The following is a 21,409-nucleotide window of genomic DNA, read 5'->3' as shown; positions in this document are numbered from 1 at the left end:
GTCAAAGTGCTGCGCTTCGGTCCTGACGGTATACAGAATTGGACGTCGTATGCGCGGTGATCCGGTAGCTCAGTTCGTGCACGCCGGCGCGGATCTCGTGGTCGGCGAGGGTGTCGGAACCGCACGCCCCGTTGCCGACGCCCCGGTGGGCGGCGTCGATGCTCAGCACGAGCGACGGGTGTTCGAGCAGGTCCGACGCATGTTCGACCGAGAACAGCTGCTCCGCGGTGTGGCGGATCGCCGAGAACGAGAAGGGGGCTGCGGCCGCCTCGATCCGGATGCGGTCACCAGTCCTCGGGTCGTGCAGCTCGACCCATCGGACGTCCGTGCGGAGTCCATACTCCTGGGGCACGAGGTACGGCAGTCGGTCGATGTCCGACTCCCAGATGCCGATCATGCTCCCCCGGTTGCGGTCGGCGTAGTTCTCGCCGGGCCCGCGCCCGAGCCAGCGCATGCGCGTGAATCGCGGGGCGATCTCGTAGCGGACTCCGATCCTCGGCAATCCGTCGAGCCGCTCGGGCACAACGAAGGTGTGCCGCTCGATCGTCGGCGACGCAACTCGTCGATGATCGATCAGTTCGCTCGCGGGAGTCGAGTGCAAGCCCTGCTTGAGCCATCGCAGCAGCCACTGCGATCCCAGCGGTTCGGCGGCGGCACGGTCCAGCATGAGCTTGAAGCCGTCGTTGTCGATCGCTCCGCGCCACACTTGCGGCTCGGGCCCCGAAAGCACCCCTGGAACGTCCGTCACCGACCCACCGCGGGCGTCGGCGCCCGGCGGGCCGTCCACAACGTGCTGATCGGCTGCCATAAGGTGCCCGGCCTTCGCGAACCAGGAGTCCGCACAGGTCTCCCATGTCACGGTCAGCACAGCGAAGCGGTCCGTGGGGACAGCGACCGGGAGAGGGACCGCCGTCGACTGACCGGGTGGCACCTCGGGCACGTCAAGCTCCCCCTCCGTGAGCGCGTCATCGACGATGAGAGCCCATCGTGCGCGCAGATCGTCAAGACCGCGGAAGGCCCGACGGTTCTCGATCACCAGACGGTCACCGTCCGCGACGCGCGTAGCGACGGGTCGATACACCCAGGCGACCTCGGCCATCGCCGGGTGCGGCACCAGGTCCGATGAAACCAGACCGTCGGCGATGAAGTTGGCGTCGTGGGGCGACTCGCCGAACATCCCGCCGTAGTGCAGCCGCCCATCCGGGGCCTTCGGATGACGCAACCCGTGGTCCTTCCACTCCCAGATGAATCCGCCCTGCAGCCCCGGCCACGCGTGGATGACGTCCCAGTAGTCAGCGAGCGATCCATTGGCGTTGCCCATCGCGTGGCTGTACTCGCACATGATGAACGGCCGATCGGCCCGTTTCTCCGCGACTGCGCGGCCATACTCGGCGACCTCCGGAATGCTCGGATACATAGGACACACGACATCGGTCGCGTGGCGGCCACCGTCGAGCCAACCTTGCGTGCGGATCGCGTCTTCGTAGTGCAGCGGGCGTGAGAGGTCCGCCCGTCGCAGCCACCCTGCGGCCGCGTCATGATTCGCTCCGTACCCGGACTCATTGCCCAGGCTCCACATGATCACGCTGGGATGGTTGCGATCGCGCTCCACCATCCGTGCGACCCGCTCCACCCAGGCCTGCCGATACTCAGGCCTGTCGCAGAGATGCCAGTTGTACGCGTGCGACTCGATGTTCGCCTCTGCCACCACATAGAAGCCGAGTTCGTCGCACAGGTCGAGGAACTCTGGCCGGTTCGGATAGTGCGCTGTTCGGATGGCGGTGATGTTGTGCCGTCGCATCTGCACCAGATCTGCTCGCAGGTCGCCGACAGACACCGCAGCGCCTCGGTCCGGATGGTGATCGTGCCGATTCACGCCGTGGATCCACACCCGCCGCCCGTTCACCAGCAGATCGGGACCCACTATCTCAACCCGCCGAAACCCAACCCGCACGTTGACGACATCAAGCGCTGCCCCCGCCGCGTCGAACAGTTCGACCCGGCAGTCGTACAGCACCGGCGACTCTGCACTCCACGGCTCCACGGCCAAGTCGCCGAACGCAGCCGACGCATCAAAGTCGCGAAAGCGATACGTGTCGGTGTGTGCGCCATCGACCTCGATCCGATCCGTGCCGACGTCGAGGCCATGCCCCGTCAGGGTCACGCGCACGGACGTGGCTCCCGGCACCGGCTCCCCTGCGACCACGGCACGGACGGCGAGGGTTCCTCGGTACGCGTCGGGGTCCCAGTCGGCGTCGACACGTACATCGGCGATGGAGACGGCGGGTCCGACCGACAGGGTGATCGAACGGTGGAGGCCCGCCTGCCACCAGGCATCCTGATCTTCGATGTAGCTGTGGGCGCTGTGGCGGACCACGACGATCGCGATGTCGTTCGCGCCGTCGATGAGAAGTTCGGTGACGTCGTATTCACTGGCCAGGCGGGCATCCGTCCCGTACCCGGCAAACCGGCCGTTGATGTAGACGGCATGCACACTGAAGGCCCCACCGATCGAAAGCACGGCCCGATCATCCGTGCGGCGCGCAGGGGCGTCGAGAATGCGGCGGTAGACACCGGTGGGGTTGCGCTCGGGAAGCGCCGGCGGCGGCCCCGCGAAGGGCATCACGATGTTCGTATAGTGCGGCAGGTCGTCCACCCCCGTCTGGGTCCACACTCCCGGCACACCGATGGTCGACCACTCCGCCCCGTCGGTGGCACCGAGCAGCGCCGCCTCGGGCACGTCCTCCGGGCGCTCGAACAAGCGGAACCGCCACAGTCCATCGAGACTGTAGCGGGAAGCCGCAGACCCCCGGGCGAGTGCCGGCATACGCCGGATGGCGGTCTGACTGGGGTCGGCCCAGGGGCGCACGGCCCCGATGACGGGAAGCATCCGCAATTCACCTTCGAACAGAACTCCACGCAGTCGACGCTCGATCGAGTCTTGCGGTCCCGCGCAGCATGTGTTTAGTATTTGGTCAACCATCATACAATGCACCAAAGAGGTCGCTCCATGTCAACGCTGACATCGCCATCGACACCGGTCGACGAAGGCGCTCCGCGCCCTGGCTCACGACCCCGTCGTCGCCGGACGCCCCTGACGACCGCCAAGCTCACACCCTGGTTCTTCGTCTTGCCGGCCCTTGTGCTCTTCGGCTCGCTGGGCTTGTGGCCGATCATTCGCACCTTCTATCTGAGCCTGACCAACACGGTAGGCACACGCGGCGATGGCGACTTCATCGGCTTCGGCAACTTCGTCCGGCTCATGGGTGACCCGTACTTCCACGAAGCGTTCGCCCACACGATCCTCTGGATCGTCTTCAATCTGACGGTTCCGGTCGGCCTCGCACTCTTCCTCGCGCTCATGCTGAACCGCGCGATCCAGTCGAAGGTCATCAAGACGCTGTTCTTCATCCCGCTCGCGCTGTCCGCGCCGGCGATCGCGGCGATCTGGACATTCATCTACCAGCCGGACACCGGGCTCATCGACATCACGCTCGCGGGGGTCGGACTCGAAGGGCTCCAGCAGGAGTGGCTCGGCTCGGAGTGGGTGCTGCTGTCACTCATGATCGCGGGCGGCTGGCGCGAGACCGCCTTCTTCATGGTCATCTTCCTCGCCGGCCTCACCGGCATCCCGCACGAACTGGTCGAGGCCGCGAAGATCGACGGCGCAAACACGTTTCAGGTGTTCCGCCACGTGACTCTGCCCTCGCTACGTCCCGCGACGATGATCGTGATGTCCTCGGCCTTCATCGGTGCACTGCTGACGACCGACCTCGTACTGGCCATGACGCGAGGTGGTCCCTTCGGCAGCTCCGACGTACTCGGATACCGGATGTACGTTGAGACCTTCTTCAACGGCAACTTCGGCTACGGGGCCGCGATGGCGGTCGTCATCACGCTGATCGCCGCACTCTTCGTGGTCCCGTACCTCCTGCGGATGAATCGAATGCAGGAAGAGGAGAACTGAGCCATGTCGAACGACCTCTCGACCACACCGCTCGATGTGTCCGCCACGCAGGCGCTCGTCGCGCCGACCTCGCGTCGGCACCGCACCCCCTCGCGTCACCGCTTCCTGGATTCTGCGACGAGCGTGACGGTCATCCTGATCGCGATCCTCTTCGCGATCCCGATCGTCGGAACCTTTCTCATCTCGCTGCGAACCCAGGAGGACATCGCGCAGAACGGCCCATGGGCGCTGCCGGAGTCGTTCTCCTTCGATGCCTACACGTTCGCCTTCCCCGAGCTGATCCCGAACTTCTTCGCGTCGTTCGTGACGACGATCCCGGCCGTCATCGTCGCGTGCCTGGTCGGCGCACTCGCTGCTTACGCGATCAGCCAGTTCCGGTTTCCTGGCCGGAAGCTGATATTCCTCCTGCTCATCGCCGGCGGCTTCATCCCTATCCACGTGCAGCTGATCCCCGTGTTCGGCATCATCAATGCGCTCGGCCTGTACGACACCTACCTCGGCCTGATCCTCGTGCACGGCATGCGCAATCTGGGCATCTCGGTCCTCATCCTCACGAACTTCTTCAACGCCGTCCCCCGCGACCTGCGCAACGCAGCGCTGATCGACGGCGCGAACGAGATGCAGATCTTCGGCCGGATCTTCATCCCGCTGACCCGTCCGGCCTTCGCCGCCCTGTCGATCTTCCTGTTCACCTGGGTCTGGAACGACCTGCTGTGGGGGCTCGTCCTCACCCAGAGCGACAACATGAAGCCGATCACTGCCGGAATCATCGCGTTCCAGGGCGAGTACCAGGTGGACTGGCCGCTCGTGGCCGCGGGATCTCTGCTCGCCACGCTGCCGACCATCATCGTGTTCCTCGTGTTCCAGCGCCACTTCATCAAGGGCCTGACGATGGGCTCGGTGAAGGGATGACCGCGAGCACCCCCACCCCTCCGATCTCAGACACTGCGACCGAACGACCCACCGAAAGGACCCCCATGTCGGCCACGACGACCGCCCCGAAGATCCGCCCCCGCCTCCGCTCATTGAACGCGCAGGAGGTCACCTGGACGACTGGTTTCTGGGCCGACCGATGGGACGCGCTGCTCGAGGGCACGATCCCGAGCCAGCGGCGCGCGTTGCACGATCCCACGAACGCGACGTACATCGGCAACTTCGCCCGGGCGGCCAATCTCGCGTCGGGCACGGGCCCGCGCGGAGTGGAGTGGAGCGACGGCGACTGCTACAAGTACCTCGAGGCATTGACGCTCATCTACTCGCGGACGGGCGACGAGGCTCTCATCGCCGAAGTCGACGAGCACGTGGAGATGATCGGACGCGCCCAGGAGCCGAGCGGCTACATCTCGACCTACGTGCAACTCTCGCCCGAGATCGAGCCGTGGACGAACACGCACAACCACGAGCTCTACAACATGGGCCACCTGCTCACCGCCGCGGCCACCCACTTCGAAGTGACCGGTCGACGCAACTTCCTCGATATCGCGACCCGCAACGCGGAGTACATCGACCGGACGTTCGGGCACCGCCCGCCGGAGCTCGCGCACTTCTGCTGGAACCCGTCTCACATCATGGGGCTGGTCGATCTGTTCCGCGTCACCGGGAACCGTCGGTACGTCGAGCTCGCCGAGATGTTCGTCGAGAATCGCGGGTGGCAGCCGGGAGGCACCGATCAGAACCAGGACTACGTCCCGCTGCGTCGTGAGACGCAGGCAGTCGGGCACGCGGTGACAGGCCCGTACCTATGGGCGGGCGCGATCGATGTCGCATCCGAGACCGGCGACGAGGAGCTGGTGCGGGCGGTCGAGCGGATCTGGGAGAGCATGACCGAGCGCCGGATGTACGTCACGGGCGGCATCGGGAGCCACCACTTCTCCGGAAGCACGCGCCACCACTTGGTGTGGGAGGCGTTCGGGCTCGACTTCGAGCTCCCCAATTCGACCGCCTACAACGAGACGTGCGCGAACCTCTCGCTCGCGATGCTCGGTCACCGCATGAACGGGATCCTGCGCGACGCACGGTTCCCCTCTGTCGTCGAGCGGGTCATCTACAACGCGGGCCTGTCAGGAGTGAGCCTCGACGGCGAGAGCTTCTGCTACACCAACCCCCTGCGCTGGTACGGCGGGGAGCACGAGCTTCTGAGCCAGGATGCGCCCCAGCGGTGGACGACCTTCACGTGCTACTGCTGCCCGGTCCAGGTCAGCCGATTCCTGGCGCGTCTGCACGAGCTCTTCTACGGGCTCGACGAGAACGAACTATGGATCCACCAATTCGGCGGATCGACCGTCGACACCACCCTGCCGGACGGGCAGCGCCTCGCGTTCACCCAGACGACGCAGTTCCCGTGGGACGGGCGGGTGACGGTGGCACTGGACGCGGTTCCCATCGGCGAGTTCGCCTTCGTGCTGCGCATCCCCGAGTGGGCGGTAGGGGCCTCGGCGACTGTGAACGGCGAGCCGGTCGACGGCGTTCTGGCGGGTGACTACCTTCGGCTAGAGCGTTCGTGGGCACCCGGAGACACCATCGAGCTGGGCCTGCCGCTCGCCTCGGTTCTGATCGCCGCCGATCCTCGCGTCGAAGCCACCCGGAACCATCTGGCCGTGCAGCGGGGGCCTGTGGTGTATGCGCTCGAGTCCGTGGACCTGCCGGCAGATGTCGCCATTGAGGACGTCTACCTCCCCGCGGACGCCGTGCCGAACCTGACGCCAACCGCCGAGGCACCCGGGGACACGCAGGGCCTCGCGGCGGAACTGATCCACCGTCCGCGCACGACGCACGGCAGGCTGTATGCACCGGCGGTCGAGAACGAGGGCCAGCCGCTGACGGCGAACCTGGTTCCCTACTTCACCTGGGGCAATCGCGGGGTGTCGAAGATGAGCGTATGGCTACCGATCGCATGAGTGACAACCAGGAAAGAGCGGAGTCAGAATGAACCGTCCAGAGTCGACGCGCCTGAGCGATCTGGGGGACACCACGCTTCAGCGCAGCAACCTGAAAGATCTCGCCGTGCAGAAACTGCGCGCGCACGTGATCTCGGGAACGATCCCGCCCGGCACCGCGCTCGTGGAGCGCGACGTGGCAGAACTCCTCGGAATCAGCCGCGGACCCGTGCGCGAAGCGCTGCTCGAGATGGAAATCCAGGGCCTGGTGGAGAACGTGCGCGGACGCCGGAAGGTGATCCAGCCGTCTTCGATGGACATCGTCGCGATGCTTGAAGTGCGCGCGCCCCTCGAGGTGCACGCGGCGACGCGGGCGGCATGCAACGGCGACGCCGCGCACGACGCCGCGATCTCGCGTCACCTGGAGGCGATGCATGTCGCGATACGAGAACGAGACCGCGGCGCGTTCGTCCTCGCCGACCTCGCACTTCACGAGTCGATTTGGAATCTCTCCTCCAACCCCTACCTCGTCAAGACACTCCACAACCTGAGCGGACCGATCTTCCTGGCCATCGTGAACGGAAGCTTCGACGCATTCGACTGGGAAGAGACCTACGAGCTGCACCGGGGCTTGGTCGAGCGGATCCAAGCAGGTGACGCGACCTCGGCCGCGGCGATGGCCCAGCAGAACATGTCCGACTCGATCCACCGGAACGAGCTTCGATTGCTCGAGTGACCGTCTCGGCCCCCTGACGTTGGGGCACTGACCCCAATCCCACATCGGCGCACACGCTCCGATGGCGCACCAACGCGCGCAAAATCCCGCAAGAACACACTGCAAAGAAGGAGTACGACATGCGCAGACGAGTCGGAGCGATCGCGCTCACGACGGCCGCCGTCCTGGTGGGCACCACCGCCTGCAGCGGCGGCACCACCGGCGGCGACAGCGACAAGCCCGAAGGCGACGGTACGGTCACCGTCTTCCACCGTTGGACGGAAAGCCACAAGGACGCGGTGGAGAACACCCTGGAGCGATGCAACGCAGAGCTTCCCGACATCGAGATCGAGATCAGCAGTGTGCCCCCCGGCGACTACGAGGTGCAGCTGCCGGTCACGCTCAGCAGCGCCTCTCCGCCCGACATCTACGCGCTCTGGCCAGGCGGTCGTCCTCTCTTCCAGGCCGAGAACGGCGTGATCGCCCCGATCACCGACTTCTACAACGAGACGGTCGCGCCGCGCTACGTCGAGGGCGTCAACCTCGGCGCGACCGAGGTGGACGGCGAAGTTTATGTCATGCCGTTCAACGTGCAACCGAACGAGTTCTACTACCGCACGGACGTGTTCGAGGAGCTCGGTCTCAGTGCGCCGACGACGTGGGACGAGTTCGTCGACGTCACCGAGAAGATCGCCGCAAGCGGCGTGACCCCGATCATCCTGGGTTCGTCCCTCGGCTGGGAGCCGTTGCTGTGGTTCGATTACCTGGTAATGCGCACGGCCGGACCCGAGTTCCGGGCGCGCCTCATGCAGGGCGAGGAGAGCTATCTCGACCCGAAGGTCGTCGAGGCGATGGACCTGTGGGCGGATCTGCTCGAGGCGGGCGCGTTCAACGACAACATCACCAGCATCTCGTGGGACGAGATGACCCCGGCCATGGCCGATGGGCGCGCGGCGATGATGCTCATGGGTCCGTGGGCGGTGGACGCACTCACGAACTCCGGTCTCGTGCCGGGCCAGGACTTCGAGGCCTTCCCCTTCCCCGAGATCGACCCGAGCGCCGGCCCCTCGGCCGAGGGCGCTATGGAGGGCTGGGCGACCAGCGGCGCTCGCGACAACGCGGAGGATGTCTACGCGGTGCTCGACTGCTTCTCGAGTACTGCGCAGGCGACCGAGTACGTCCAGGAGTTCCCGGTGCTCTCTCCGAACCGCGAGGTGACGCTCGACGTCTTCAGCGACGAGGTGCGGCCTTTCGCTGAGGGGTGGAAGGCGCTGACGGAAGAGGGATCGTTCCAGCAGAACCTCGAGCTGGCGACGTCACCGCAGGTGACCGATGTCGCCAAGCGCGAGTTCGCACGGTTCCTCGCGAACCCCGATGAGGCTCAGCGCGTGCTGGAGGCGCTGGAGCAGGCGTCGCAGCAGGCCTTCGGAAGCTGACCCGTCCAGTCGGGTGCGGTCCCCGCGGGACCGCACCCGACTGCTCTCGACGCACCACAGACCACGAGCAGGAACGGAACCATGGACATCACACGTCGCGCGCGCGAGACGAGGGCACGATGAGGATCGCTCGAGTGAGCAGTCATGTGCTGCAGTACGACCTCAAAGAGCAGCTGGGCTTCTCGCAGAAGTACTACGACACCCGGTCGACCCACCTCGTGCGCGTGGAGACCGACGACGGGATCGTCGGCTGGGGCGAGTGCTTCGGTCCGGGCACGATCGCCGTCGCCAATGCGACGATCGTCGAGAAGGTGATCGCGCCGATGATCGTGGGCATGAACGCGCTCGAGCGCGAGGTTGTCTGGCACTGCGTCTATAACGGGCTGCGCGACCACGCGCGAGGCGGCATGCCGATTCAGGCGCTGTCGGGCATCGACATCGCCCTGTGGGACATCGCCGGCAAGGCGGCAGGACTCCCGCTCCACCAGCTCGTCGGTGGGCAGTTCCGCGAACGAGTGCCCGTGTACGGGTACGGGATGATGCTGCAGCGCGTCGACGACCTCGCTGCCCGCTTCCGCGACGAAGCCCAGCAGATCAAGGCAGCAGGCTTCGTCGCCACGAAGATGAAGATCGGGCTCGGGGTCAAGCAGGATGTGAAGCTCGTCGAGTCGGTACGCGAGGCCATCGGGCCCGACATGGGTCTCATGGTCGACGCGAACCACTGCTACACAACCGAAGAGGCGTTCCGTGTCGGCCGCGAGCTGGAGCGACTCGACGTCAACTGGTTCGAGGAACCGGTGGCGCCGGAGGACCACGCCGGTTACCGCTACCTCACCACCCACCTCGATGTGAGCATCTCGGGCGGCGAGGCGGAGTTCACCCGATGGGGTTGGCGAAACCTGCTCGAGAAGAGGGCTCTGGACATCGCGCAGCCGGAGGTCTGCGCGCTGGGTGGCGTCTCGGAGTACCTCAAGGTGCTCGCGATGGCGCACGCGCATTTCGTGCCCGTCGTCAATCATGTGTGGGGCTCAGCGGTCGCGGTGGCGGCCAACCTGCACCTGCTCACGGCGATGCCAGACCTTCCCGGTGGCGCGCATCCGGCGTCGCCGATGCTCGAGTTCGACACGACCGACAACCGCTTCCTTGAGGAGCTCCTCGAGGTTCCACTGGACATCCGGGGTCAGGTCGCCGCCGACGGATGCGCGGCGCCGCCGACCGGTCCGGGCTTGGGTATCGCGATCAACGAGGAATTCATGCGCCACTTCGAAATCGACCGCTGACGCCGCCATCGAGCGCGCCACGACTTCGGGCCCCGCTCTCCGCTCGGTTCACCGGGTCGAGGGTGGGGCCCGAAGTCGTCACCGCGCCGTGTGAAGCACGGCGCGCAGCCCGTCGACTCGTTGTGCGACGGTATCTGCGCTCCCACCAGTGAGGGCGCCGCCGATGCCCACCGCGACCGCACCGCTGCGGATGTAGTCGGGCGCGTTGTCGAGTGTCACTCCACCCGTGGGGACGACGGGAAGCTGGGGGCACGCAGCGAGCAGGTCAGCCAGGCTGCCCGGGCCGTATGCGCTCGCCGGGAAGAGCTTGACGAAGTCGGCGCCCGCCTCGAGAGCCCGTATGGCCTCGGTCGGCGATGCGACACCCGGAAGAGTCGCCAACCCGTAGCGATGTGCCGCGCGCAGCACGCCGAAGTCGAGTGTGGGCGAGACGACGAACCGCGCACCGGCGATCTGCGCGAGCCGCACCGTCGATGCGTCGAGCACGGTCCCCACGCCGATGATCGCCTTGGCCGGCAGGAACCGTCGACTCAGATCCGCGATGATCTCCAGCGCCTGCGGGGTCGTCATCGAGATCTCGAGGATGCGCTGGCCCGCGACGATGAGACCCTCCGCGACAGACGCCGCTGTCTCAGCGTCGCCGGACCTGACGATCGCGACGCTCCGGTTGTCGGCGATGGCCTGGGCCACCTCAAATCGATGCATGGTCTCTCCTGTTCTGCTGCGCGGTCGCCGCGAGCGCATCCGGCCAGTCGATGCCGGTGCAGGCCCGCGAAACAAGACCGATGGCACCGTCGAGGGGTCCCGTATCGGAGTGCGAGCGAAGTGCCACTCCGGCATTCAGATGGGCCAGCCGCAGCTGGGAGAGGGGCTCGAGCCGGGCGATGCGCGCGTGGATGTACCCTGCCGCGAAGGCATCGCCTGCTCCGACGGGTTCGACGACGTCGACCTCGAGCGCGGGCATCCGCAGCACCCGCTCGCCGTCGAACGAGACGCACTCGACCGGGCCGTCCTTGACGATCACGGTCTTCACCGCGGGCAACAGTGCTCGCACATCGTCAGGGGTCTCGATCCCCCACAGTGATTGGGCTTCGTCGAGCCCGACGAAGACGACATCGGCGCGCGACGCGACCTGGCGCAAGCGGCGTGCCGCCTCTGGGCGCGACGACCACAGCGACGAGCGGTAGTTGACATCGAAGCTGACCGGGATGCCCGACCTCCCGGCGCCGTCCAGCAGCCGATCGGCCATCGCGGCGGTCGACTCTGACAAGGCGACGGTGACGCCGGTGAAGTGGATCCAGCGAGGTGCCGTCGCGAGCATGACGTCGGCGAACGCAGTATCCATCCGGGATGCCGCGGACCCGACTCGGTAGTAGTGCACAGCGGAACCACCGGACGACGGGTCCTTGAGGAACATGCCGGTGCGAGCACCCGCCACCCGCTCGACGAGGGAGGTGTCGACACCCGCGGCCGTCACGGCCTGGACGACGCGCGTGCCGACCGGATCATCGCCGACACGACTGGCCCAGCGCGCGGCCGACCCGAGCCGCGACAGCGACACCGCGACGTTGGACTCAGCGCCCGCCGCGGTCATGGCGAAGGTCTCGGCATCGACCAGCCGCGCGCCGTCGATCGGGACGATCTGCGCCATCGTCTCGCCGACGCAGAGCACCGTCATGCGGGACTCGAGACCGGGCGCGACACCCGCTTGGTCACCAGGTAGTCGTCGAGTGCCCGCAGGGAGCAGTCGCAGCTGGAACCCGACTGCTTCATCCCACCGTGGGGCAACTCGATCGCGTACTTGACGCCGTTCACGTGCACCTCGCCGAACTGCAGCGCATCGACGCATCGCGCGATCTCGCTCGCGTCCGACCCGAAGACGAAGGCGCTCAGGCCGGCCGTCGTCGCGTTGGCGCGATCGATCGCATCGCGCGTATCACTGAACCGCTGCACGCCGATGACGGGCCCGAAGATCTCCTCCGCCGCCACACGCATATCCGCCTCCACATCGACGATCACCGTCGGCTGAACGAAGGCGTTCGTCGGCGCATCCGGCAGTCGCCGACCCCCCGCCACGACGCGCGCGCCGGCGCTGACGGCGTCGTCGACGAGGCTCAGCACGCGGTCCGCCGCGGCCTCGTCGATCAGAGGTCCCATATCGACCGCGCCCGGGCCGCCCGCTCCGACGCGCACGTCGTGTGCACGATGGACGAGGCGTGCGACGAGGTCGTCCGCGACATCGTCATGGACGAGGACCCGGTTCGGCGCCACGCAGACCTGTCCGGCGTTGGCGAACTTGAGGGTGGCGACGATGTCCGCCGCACGGTCGAGGTCGGCATCGGGCAGAACGATGACCGGCGCGTTGCCGCCGAGCTCGAACGAGAAGCGCTTGACCGAAGTGGATGCCACTCGCATCACGTGCTTGGCGGTATCGGCCGAGCCGATCAGGGTGATCAGCGCGGGGATCTCCGACGACGAGAGCGCGTCCCCGATCTCGACGTCGTCGCCCCATACGAGGTTCACGACGCCTGCCGGGAGCCCTACCTCGGAGCACAGCCGGCCGAGGACGGCAGCCGAGAGCGAGGTCTTCGCCGACGGTTTGACCACCAACGGTGCTCCGGCGGCCATCGCTGGACCGAGCTTGTAGGCGATGTTCAGCAGAGGGAAGTTCCAGGCGACGAAAGCAACGGCGACACCGATGGGTTCGCTGCGCAGTTCGTGGGTGTGCGTGCCTGCGCGATCGGCGAGCGGTTCGGGAGCGAGATCACGCGCTGCGGCGGCGTAGAACGATAGAGAGTCGACCAGCAGCTGATAATCCTCTTCGGACTGCCCCCAGGTCTTGCCGGTCTCGGCGACCACGGCGGTTCGCAGTTCACGCTCTGCGTCGATTACCCGCTCACGGAGCCGGTCCATCCACTCTGCGCGTGCGTCCCCTCCCGCAGCAGCCCACATCTGCTGGGCGTCCCGTGCCGCCACCAGGGCGTCTCGCGCATCATCGGCGCCGCCCCATGCCAGCCGACCGACGACATCGCCCGTCGCAGGCGACACAACCTCGCGTGTCACGCCGGTATCGCGAAGGCGCCCGCCGATATAGAGCCGTCCTGTCTCGGCCATGCTTTCCCACTCCTCCTAGTGTGCGTAACATGCACACCCTTGTGCAGCTAGATCGATTCTCGCACGATCTCTCCCTCGAGTCGAGCCCACTCATTGCGCCTCGGCCGATGTTTGATACGCTGTGCGCCTGCTGCACACCTACTCGTTCCCAGTGCCCAACGGCGAACGCAACTGGCGGTGGGGAGGGAGGACGATGTCGACGTCACTGGAGCGCGCTCTGGACATACTGCAGTCGCTATCGGTGCGCCCGGACGGCCCTCGGCAACTGAGCGAGATGCTCGACGTGCACCGCTCGACAGTGGTGCGACTCCTGCACAGCATGGAGAGCCGGGGTTTCGTGCGCCGACTCCCGGACGGAAGGTGGGGGATCGGGTTCGACCTGGTCGAGATCGGTCAACGCGCCCTGGACGGCATCGACCTTCGCGATGCCGCACGCCCCCACATCCAGTCCCTCGCCGACGAACTGGGCCACACCGTCCACGTCGCCGAGCTCGTCGGATCGGACATCGTCTACGTCGACAAGATCGAAGGCCTCGGCTCCGTGAAGATGCGCTCACGCGTCGGCGCGAAGGCGAACGCCCATGCCGCCGGTGTCGCCAAGGCCGCTCTTGCGTACGCCCCCGCGGCCGTCCAGGACACGGCGATCGTCGCGTGCGACTTCGAGCGGTTCACTGCGAGCACCATCACCGATGCCGATGGGCTGCGCGCCGACTTCGCGCGGATCAGGGCCCGGGGGTGGGCGATCGACGACGCGGAGGGCGAGGACTACATCAACTGCATCGCCTTCCCGCTGTTCGGACTGCGCGACGAGGTGCGCGGCGCGGTCTCGGTCACTGCGGTCCGCTCGATTGCGCCCGTATCCGTTCTCGAGCGGCACGCATCCCGCATCCGGCGCGCGGCGGACGCGATCTCAGCGGAGTTGGGACGTCCCACGCCCGCGGCAGCGGCAGGGGCCGTGACGGATGCTCAGCTGCGCGAGCCTCTCATCGATTCGTAGATCTCGATGAGACCGCGCAGCCGGACGGCGGGTGAGCGGCCATGATGCTCTCGTCGAACCCGACCGCCTTTACGCATGTTTGAGCGTTTCACGCTACGACATCGTGCTCAACGGTTGGGTCCTCCACGCCGGCACGTCGACCCCCGCCACCCCGGCCGGGCACCGGTACACGCCCCCGTCCGCGTCTGCCGGCTCCGCCCGGCCAACGAACGCCGTCGTGATGAGAAGCTCATCGAGGGCGGAGCCGACGAACGCGACTGACGTGGTGTGCGGCGCAGGCACCGGAACACCGTCGACGACCCGACCGCTCGGGTCGAGCCGGACCACCGCCGAACCTCCCCACAGCGCGACCCAGACGAACCCCTCCGCGTCGACGGCAAGTCCGTCGGGATACCCGCCCTCAACGGTCCACTCGGTGATCGCGATCGGCGCGTCGTCAGTGGCGTCGAGCACGTCGATCCGGCGTCGCATCGTGTCGACGTGGTACATGCGCGTCCCGTCGGGAGAGAAGCCGAGACCGTTCGACAGCGATAGACCCTCCCGCACCCGCGCGAACCGTCCGTCGGGCTCGAGTCGGAACAGCTCCTGCGACTCACTCCGCCCCGTGAGGCTCAGTGTGCCGACCAGCAGTCTCCCCTGCGGGTCGACGGTCGCGTCGTTGAATCGGCGCGCATCGCCGAGGTCGACGACTCGCTCTCCCGACACTGCACCGGATTCATCCTGGCGCACGAGTCGGTCGGCCTCCACGATGACCAGGCCACCGTCGTCGGCAGGCAGGATCGCGCACACGGCCCTCTCCGCCCGATGGATCAGTGTCACCGGGCCGTCTGGCCACGGCCGCGCCCACGCCGCGCATCCGTCGATGTCGACCCACAGCACACGCTCATGGCGGGCGTCCCACACGGGGCCCTCGCCGAGCCGATACCTCCCGCCCCCGCACCGCCTCAGCACACGATGGGACGACGAGCCCACCGCATTCCCCTCAGGCAAAGCGCGATCCCAGGCCGCCGTCGACCTCCCAGGTCGCTCCGGTGACGAACGCCGCGCGGTCCGAGGCGATGAACGACACCGTCGGCGCGATATCGGCCGGGGTCGCGACCCGCCGCAGCGCGTGGGTGTTCTCGATCTCCGCGACCCGCTCAGAGCCGACCCGTTCGAACATCGCCTCGACCCGCTCGCTGCGCGTCCACCCCGGGCACACCATGTTCACCCGCACACCTTTCGGCCCGCACTCCAACGCGAGCGAGCGCGTCAGACCCCCCAGACCCGCCTTGCCGACGGCATAGGGGAACGCACCCTCTTCGGTGAGCCGAGCGTGGAGCGAGCCGATGTTGACGATGCTCCCTTCGCCCACCTCGAGCATCGACGGCAGAACGGCGCGCGAGACGAGCCACGCCGAGGTGAGGTTCAGGCGCATGATGGCGTCCCAGCGCTCGACGCTCATCGATACGGCGTCCTCGTTCGCGTCGCCGCAGGCGTTGTTGACCAGGATGTCGACGCGTCCGGTCGCCGCGACGATCTCGGCGACAGCGGCGGTGATCGCCTGCTCGTCGGTCACGTCCACGTGAAGGTACCGACACGCGTCGCCGATGCGCTGCGCGGTGGCCTCCCCCGCCTCATCGTCGACGTCGAAGATCCAGACCTGACCGCCGTCTGCGACCCCCTGCGCGGCGATCGCCGCGCCGATCCCGTAGGCGCCGCCGGTGACGATGGCCGTCTTGCCCTCCCACAGCCGCCCTGACGGGCCGGCGCCGATCGACTCTGCAACGTCCATGTCTTCTCCTCCGCCCTCAGCCTTGCTCAGCCGACCGCTGCCCCGCCAGTGCCTCGCGACCCGCGAACGGCAGGTCACCGACGCTCTCGAGTTCGAGCAGACGGTTCCACTTCGCGGTGCGCTCGCTGCGCATCGTGGATCCGACTTTGATCTGTCGCGCACCCCAGCCGACGGCGAGGTCCGCCAGCCACGAGTCTTCCGTGTCGCCGGACCGGGCGCTGACGACCGTCTCGAAGCCGGCGCCGATCGCCTCGAACACGACGCGTTCCGCCCGCGACACCGAGCCCGCCTGATTCACCTTCACGAGAACGGCATTCGCGGAGCGCTCGTCGATGCCGCGCCGAACGCGGTCGAGGTTGGTCGCGAAGTGATCGTCCCCGAGCATCTGCACGTGCGGCAGGCGCGCCGTCGCGGCCCGCGACCCTTCCCAGTCGTCCTCGCCGACGACGTCCTCGATCGACACGATCGGATAGCGCTCGGTCCACCCGGCGACCAGGTCGAGCCACTCGGCGACGCCGAGCCGCTCGCCCTGTCCGGCGAGCACGATCGCGCCGCCCTCGACGAGCTGCGTGGCAGCGATGTCGAGCGCAATCGCCATCTCGTCGGCGCCGAAGCCCGCCGCGTCGATCCCGTCTGCAAGCAAGGCGAGTACGGCTTCGTTGCTGTCGAGCTTGGCCGCCAACCCGCCCTCATCGGCGACCAGCGCCGACCAGCCGCCGCGCTGGTCGAGCAGCCGCGCACACTCAGCACGCACGCGGGCGACCTGTTCGATCCCCTCGGTGAAGGATGCGGCACCGACGGGAACGGCGAGGAAATCCTGCACATCCACGGCCCGGCCGGCGTGTGCTCCGCCGGAGAGGATGTTCACCATCGGCATCGGTATGCTCGCCGGTCGCGGACCTGTCAGCGTCGACCACAGGGGGGTGCGCTCGGATGCCGCATGGGCGACGGTCGCCGCGAGCGAGATGGCGAGCGCGGCATTCGATCCCAGTCGTCCAAGGTTGTCGGTGCCGTCGTGCTCTTCCACGGCGGCGTCGATGCCCACGCGGTCGGCGACCGAACGGCCCTCGACGACCCGCGCGTACTCCTCATTGACGGCACGGACCGCACCGGAGACGCCCCATCCCCCGTAGCGCTCACCGCCATCGCGCTGCTCGAGCGCCTCGTGGCGTCCCGTCGAGGCGCCTGACGGCACCACGGCTCGGCCCTCCACGCCGTTCGCCAGGGTCAGCGTGCACGCGACCGTGGGGCGCCCGCGCGAGTCGAGTGCCTCCCACGCGTGCGTTCGAGCGATCCGATCGTCGGTCATTCCCGTTCCTGTTCCATCAGTGTCCATGCGGCCTCAGGCTCAGCCGGCGCCTCGATGAGCAGCGTGCGTCCCAGTGCCTGCACGCGCCGCTGCTCGTGCGCGCGCAGATACTCGGCCGGCGACTTGCCGTCGACTCGCGCCAGCAGCAGGCAACCGATCTGCTGCGAGACGTGGGCCGCGTCGGAGAGTGGGGCACCGGCGGTGTAGCTGTCGATGAATGCTCGGGACGCGGCCGCATAGTGTTCGCGCCACTGCGGCGCGTGAATCGCCTTGAGAAGCAGGTGGGTCTGCAGGAACGCGACGTCGAAGCTCGGGTCGCCCAGGTGGGCGACCTCGAAATCGATCACCCACGCGCCCGGGTCGCCGACGAGCACGTTCTTGGGCGAGAAGTCTCCGTGGACCAGGCACTCGCGCGTCTCACTCATCCGGTCCGCCACGGCGGCGATCCGGCGCGCGAGGTCAGGGTTCCGCCGTGCCGTCGTGCGGTGGTAGGGCTCGACCCGCAACACCGTGAAGGTGTCGGTGTCTGCGGCCAACGCCGCGCTGAGTCCGCTTCCACCGCGTGTCGCGCTGTGAAGGCGCCGGAGCGCTCCCCCCAGTCGCGCAGCGATGCCGGCGTCCACGTCGCCGGCCATCAGACGGCTCTTCCAGTCTGTCCATCCATCCGGAGCCTGCTCGATCGTCATGGTGAGGTCCTCCGGATCGAGATCGACCACGTGGGGCGCGGCCTCGGGATCGATTCCCGACAGCACCCGCAGCCCCTCGGCCTCACGCAGCACACGCGTCCTCGGCGCGTACCAGGCCTCCGCGACGGCGAGCTTCGCCCTCGCCTGCTTCAGAACCAGCCGGCGCGATCCGTCATCAACGGCCAGGACCACGTTGCTGACGCCTCCACCCAACCGACGTGCCCTCGCGCGCGCGCCGTCGACGACACCTCTTCCCGCGAGATATGCGATGACGGTGCGCTCGTCGAGGAGGTCGTCGCCCATGGTCAGTAGGTCGCCCGTCCGCCACTGAGATCGAAGACGAATCCGGTGGTGAACGCGGCAGCAGGGGACACGATGAACGCGATCATCTCGGCGACCTCGCTCAGCTCACCCGTTCGACCCATCGGGATCTTTTCGATCATGTAGTCGATGACCGACTGCGGCTGGCTGTCGAGGAAGGGGGTGCGGATGACGGCGGGCGCCAGAGCGTTGACGGTGATGCCGGCACGGCTGTACTCCTTGCCCTGCGCCTTGACCAGCCCGATGAGGCCCGCCTTGCTGGCGGAATAGCCGATCATGTTCGGGTTGCCTTCTTTGCCCGCGATCGACGAGACGTGCAGGATGCGTCCGTACCCCTGCTCGAGGAAGTGGGGCACGGCGACACGCGCGATCGTCAGGCCGGGGGTCAGGTTCACGGCGAGGGTGCGCTCGAACTCGTCGATCTCCACCTCGTGGCTGGGTCGCCCGAGCGGCCCCTGGATGCCGGCGGAGTTGACGACCGCGTGCACGACTGCGCAGCGATCCACCGCCGCGTTGAACGCCCCCCGCACAGCGACTTCGTCGGTCACGTCGCACACCTCGGATGCCGCAGCCCCGCCGGCGTCCCTTATCGCCGCCGCGACGGCTTCAGCGGCGTCGCCGTCGCGATCGGCGACGGTCACATCGACGCCGCGCGCTCCCAGCAATCGCGCGGCGGCTTCTCCGATTCCGGCGCCGCCGCCGATCACGACGGCGGCATAGTCGCGAGGGAACTGCTCGATGGCGACGGGCGCGCTCACCGTGCGCCCCCGCGCGAGTATTCGGCGAGGGCGTGACGCTGTGCGCCGAGGCCGCTGATCTCGACCTCGACGACGTCTCCCGCGGTGAGGAACTTTCCGGGTGCGAATCCCGACCCCACGCCCTGCGGCGTCCCCGTGTTGATGACGTCGCCGGGGAGCAAGGTCATGAACTGGCTCACGTACCAGACCAGGTGGTCGACGTCGAAGATCATGTCGGCCGTCGACGAATTCTGCCGAAGCTCGCCGTTGACGCGCAGACGCAGTTCGAGCGCCTGAGGGTCGGGGATCTCATCCGCGCTGACGATCCACGGACCAAGAGGATTGAAGGTGTCGCAGTTCTTGCCCTTGTCCCACTGACCGCCTCGCTCGAGCTGGAAATGGCGCTCCGAGACATCGTTCGAGATCGCGTAGCCGAGGATGTACTCCTGGGACTCCGCGGGTGAGGCGAGGTACTCCGCACGGCGCCCGATGACCACGGCGAGCTCGACTTCGTAGTCGGTCTTCTCGCTCCCCGGCGGGATGATCACGGTGTCATTCGGTCCCTGCACGGTGTACGGAGCTTTCATGAACAGGATCGGCTCCTCCGGGATCGGCATCTGCGCTTCCGCCGCGTGCTGCCGGTAGTTCAAGCCGACACATACGACCTTGCCCGGCTGTGCGATCGGAGAGCCGATACGCGTCGAGGTCAGGTCGATGTCGGGGCGACCCGTCAGCAACGCGGCGCGGATCTGGCGCATCCCTTCGATCGTGGCCGGCTCGGCCCCGGCCGCGATCACCGATCGAACGTCCAGACCGACGAGACCGTCGAAGCTGGCCACGTCCACTTCGTGGCCACGCTCTCCTACGCGAAGGAATTTCATCGCCGTCCTCTCGTCCGTGTGGATGGATCAACCGAGGCCAAGTTATCAGATACTTTCAGTTGCCCATCGGCCCTGTAGAGAAGCATTGCCGCTCACTTGTGCGCATGAGTATCTGATACCTTTGCCACATCTACGAGGAGGCAGCCATGAAGATCGCCCGCATCGAAACGTTCCTGGTGCCCCCGCGCTGGCTCTTCGTCCGCGTCGAGACCGATGACGGCCTCGTCGGCTGGGGAGAGCCGGTGGTGGAAGGCCGCGCGCGCACAGTCCGGGCCGCCGTCGAAGAGCTCTCCGAGCCGCTCGTCGGACGCGACGCCAACCGCATCGAAGACATCTGGCAGGAACTCACACGGGCGGGCTTCTATCGGGGCGGCGCCGTGTTCGCCAGCGCCGTGGCCGGCATCGATCAAGCGCTCTGGGATCTCGCCGGCAAGCGGCTGAGTGTTCCGATCCACGAGCTTCTCGGCGGGCCGGTGCGGGACCGCGCCCGCGTGTACGCCTGGATCGCCGGCGACCGTCCTGACGACATCGCAGCCGAGGCGCACGTGCGTCGCGAGCAGGGGTTCGACTGCGTGAAGATGAACGGATCCGCAGAGCTCACCGCGATCCCGTCCCCCCGGGAGGTGTCCGACGTCGTCGCCCGAGCAAGCGCAGTACGTGAAGCCATGGGCGACGACGACTTCGCCCTCGACTTCCACGGACGCTTCTCGCCGGCGATGGCCCGGCGCACCCTACCGCTGCTCGAACCGCTCAATCCCCTGTTCGTCGAGGAACCGGTGGTGCCCGAGCTCGCCGCCGAACACCTGCCCCGCCTCACCGCGGTGTCGACCGTTCCGATCGCGACGGGCGAGCGCGCCTACTCCCGCTGGGACTTCGTTCCGTTGATGGACGCGGGTATCGCCGTGGCCCAGCCGGATGTCTCGCACTGCGGCGGCATCTCGGAGATGCGGAGGATCGCGGCACAGGCGGAGACGCATGGGATCTCTCTCGCCCCGCACTGCCCACTCGGACCGATCGCCTTGGCCGCCTGCTTGCAGGTCGACTTCGCGTCGCCGAACTTCCTCATTCAGGAGCAGAGCCGAGGCATCCACTACAACGACGACTGGGATGTGCTCGACTACGTGCTCGACGGATCGGTGTTCGAAGTCGTCGACGGCGCGATCGAGCGCCTGACCGGCCCCGGACTCGGCATCGAGATCGATGATCGAGCAGTGCGCAGCGCCGACAAGCGCGGACACGATTGGCGCGCGCCGGTGTGGCGCCATCGCGACGGCAGTCTCGCTGAGTGGTGAATCCCATGGCATCGACGGCGAGCA

General features: G+C 67.4%; 18 protein-coding genes. 8 read left to right on the top strand and 10 right to left on the bottom strand.

The features are described from left to right. Position 1: 1 nt before the first annotated feature. A complete protein-coding gene (locus tag ABD663_RS11970) occupies positions 2 to 2,890 on the bottom strand; it encodes a glycoside hydrolase family 2 TIM barrel-domain containing protein (protein ID WP_344738818.1) in 2,889 nt (962 codons plus the stop codon). Between the two features lie 120 nt (positions 2,891 to 3,010). Between ABD663_RS11970 and ABD663_RS11965 the strand changes: the two genes are divergently transcribed. The 6 genes from ABD663_RS11965 (at position 3,011) to ABD663_RS11940 (ending at position 10,274) form a co-directional block, all read left to right on the top strand. Then, the gene (locus tag ABD663_RS11965; RefSeq protein ID WP_344738816.1) at positions 3,011 to 3,967 is read left to right on the top strand and encodes a carbohydrate ABC transporter permease; all 957 of its coding nucleotides are present in this window, start codon (positions 3,011 to 3,013) and stop codon (positions 3,965 to 3,967) included. A 3-nt stretch (positions 3,968 to 3,970) separates the two neighbouring features. Next, positions 3,971 to 4,879 carry a carbohydrate ABC transporter permease gene (locus tag ABD663_RS11960; RefSeq protein WP_344738814.1) on the top strand — a complete coding sequence of 303 codons (909 nt, stop codon included), beginning with the start codon at positions 3,971 to 3,973 and terminating at the stop codon, positions 4,877 to 4,879. Positions 4,880 to 4,944: 65 nt separating this feature from the next. Continuing rightward, complete coding sequence (locus ABD663_RS11955) at positions 4,945 to 6,864, top strand: glycoside hydrolase family 127 protein (protein WP_344738812.1); 1,920 nt, start codon at positions 4,945 to 4,947, stop codon at positions 6,862 to 6,864. 28 nt (positions 6,865 to 6,892) lie between these two features. Continuing rightward, positions 6,893 to 7,579 carry a GntR family transcriptional regulator gene (locus tag ABD663_RS11950; RefSeq protein ID WP_344738810.1) on the top strand — a complete coding sequence of 229 codons (687 nt, stop codon included), beginning with the start codon at positions 6,893 to 6,895 and terminating at the stop codon, positions 7,577 to 7,579. 119 nt (positions 7,580 to 7,698) lie between these two features. Continuing rightward, a complete protein-coding gene (locus ABD663_RS11945) occupies positions 7,699 to 8,994 on the top strand; it encodes an ABC transporter substrate-binding protein (RefSeq protein ID WP_344738808.1) in 1,296 nt (431 codons plus the stop codon). A gap of 119 nt (positions 8,995 to 9,113) precedes the next feature. Then, positions 9,114 to 10,274 (top strand): mandelate racemase/muconate lactonizing enzyme family protein, encoded by a 1,161-nt coding sequence (locus ABD663_RS11940; protein WP_344738806.1) that lies wholly within the window; start codon positions 9,114 to 9,116, stop codon positions 10,272 to 10,274. Positions 10,275 to 10,352: 78 nt separating this feature from the next. On the opposite strand, the gene ABD663_RS11935 is transcribed toward ABD663_RS11940, so the two are convergent. From ABD663_RS11935 to ABD663_RS11925, 3 genes are read right to left on the bottom strand one after another with little or no spacing between them, the layout of a single operon-like run. After that, positions 10,353 to 10,979, bottom strand: a complete 627-nt coding sequence (locus tag ABD663_RS11935) for a bifunctional 4-hydroxy-2-oxoglutarate aldolase/2-dehydro-3-deoxy-phosphogluconate aldolase (protein WP_344738804.1) — start codon at positions 10,977 to 10,979, stop codon at positions 10,353 to 10,355. Next, positions 10,966 to 11,952: a sugar kinase gene (locus ABD663_RS11930; RefSeq protein ID WP_344738802.1), complete on the bottom strand. Its 987-nt coding sequence runs from the start codon at positions 11,950 to 11,952 to the stop codon at positions 10,966 to 10,968. The genes ABD663_RS11935 and ABD663_RS11930 overlap by 14 nt, the downstream gene beginning before the upstream one ends. Next, a complete protein-coding gene (locus ABD663_RS11925) occupies positions 11,949 to 13,337 on the bottom strand; it encodes an aldehyde dehydrogenase family protein (protein ID WP_344738800.1) in 1,389 nt (462 codons plus the stop codon). Before ABD663_RS11925 ends, ABD663_RS11930 begins: the two co-directional genes overlap by 4 nt. 244 nt (positions 13,338 to 13,581) lie before the next feature. Between ABD663_RS11925 and ABD663_RS11920 the strand changes: the two genes are divergently transcribed. Further along, on the top strand, positions 13,582 to 14,385 hold the full coding sequence (locus ABD663_RS11920) for an IclR family transcriptional regulator (RefSeq protein ID WP_344738798.1): 804 nt from the start codon (positions 13,582 to 13,584) through the stop codon (positions 14,383 to 14,385). Positions 14,386 to 14,478: 93 nt separating this feature from the next. On the opposite strand, the gene ABD663_RS11915 is transcribed toward ABD663_RS11920, so the two are convergent. From ABD663_RS11915 to ABD663_RS11890, 6 genes are read right to left on the bottom strand one after another with little or no spacing between them, the layout of a single operon-like run. Then, entirely contained in the window at positions 14,479 to 15,336 is an 858-nt protein-coding gene (locus tag ABD663_RS11915; RefSeq protein WP_344740229.1) for an SMP-30/gluconolactonase/LRE family protein, read from the bottom strand. Between the two features lie 31 nt (positions 15,337 to 15,367). Continuing rightward, complete coding sequence (locus ABD663_RS11910; RefSeq protein WP_344738796.1) at positions 15,368 to 16,159, bottom strand: SDR family NAD(P)-dependent oxidoreductase; 792 nt, start codon at positions 16,157 to 16,159, stop codon at positions 15,368 to 15,370. A 16-nt stretch (positions 16,160 to 16,175) separates the two neighbouring features. Then, on the bottom strand, positions 16,176 to 17,468 hold the full coding sequence (gene eno / locus ABD663_RS11905; protein ID WP_344738794.1) for a phosphopyruvate hydratase: 1,293 nt from the start codon (positions 17,466 to 17,468) through the stop codon (positions 16,176 to 16,178). After that, entirely contained in the window at positions 17,465 to 18,457 is a 993-nt protein-coding gene (locus ABD663_RS11900) for a phosphotransferase family protein (RefSeq protein ID WP_344738792.1), read from the bottom strand. The genes eno and ABD663_RS11900 overlap by 4 nt, the downstream gene beginning before the upstream one ends. Before the next feature lie 2 nt (positions 18,458 to 18,459). Next, on the bottom strand, positions 18,460 to 19,233 hold the full coding sequence (locus ABD663_RS11895) for an SDR family NAD(P)-dependent oxidoreductase (RefSeq protein ID WP_344738790.1): 774 nt from the start codon (positions 19,231 to 19,233) through the stop codon (positions 18,460 to 18,462). After that, positions 19,230 to 20,093, bottom strand: coding sequence for a fumarylacetoacetate hydrolase family protein (locus ABD663_RS11890; RefSeq protein WP_344738788.1), 864 nt, complete (start codon positions 20,091 to 20,093; stop codon positions 19,230 to 19,232). Before ABD663_RS11890 ends, ABD663_RS11895 begins: the two co-directional genes overlap by 4 nt. Positions 20,094 to 20,239: 146 nt before the next feature. Between ABD663_RS11890 and dgoD the strand changes: the two genes are divergently transcribed. Further along, positions 20,240 to 21,385 (top strand): galactonate dehydratase, encoded by a 1,146-nt coding sequence (gene dgoD / locus ABD663_RS11885; RefSeq protein WP_344738786.1) that lies wholly within the window; start codon positions 20,240 to 20,242, stop codon positions 21,383 to 21,385. The last annotated feature ends 24 nt before the right edge of the window (positions 21,386 to 21,409 follow it).

The sequence above is a fragment of the Microbacterium awajiense genome (genome assembly GCF_039536545.1).
In the GTDB taxonomy this organism is placed as follows: domain Bacteria; phylum Actinomycetota; class Actinomycetes; order Actinomycetales; family Microbacteriaceae; genus Microbacterium; species Microbacterium awajiense.
This window is presented reverse-complemented; position numbering and strand designations above follow the sequence as displayed.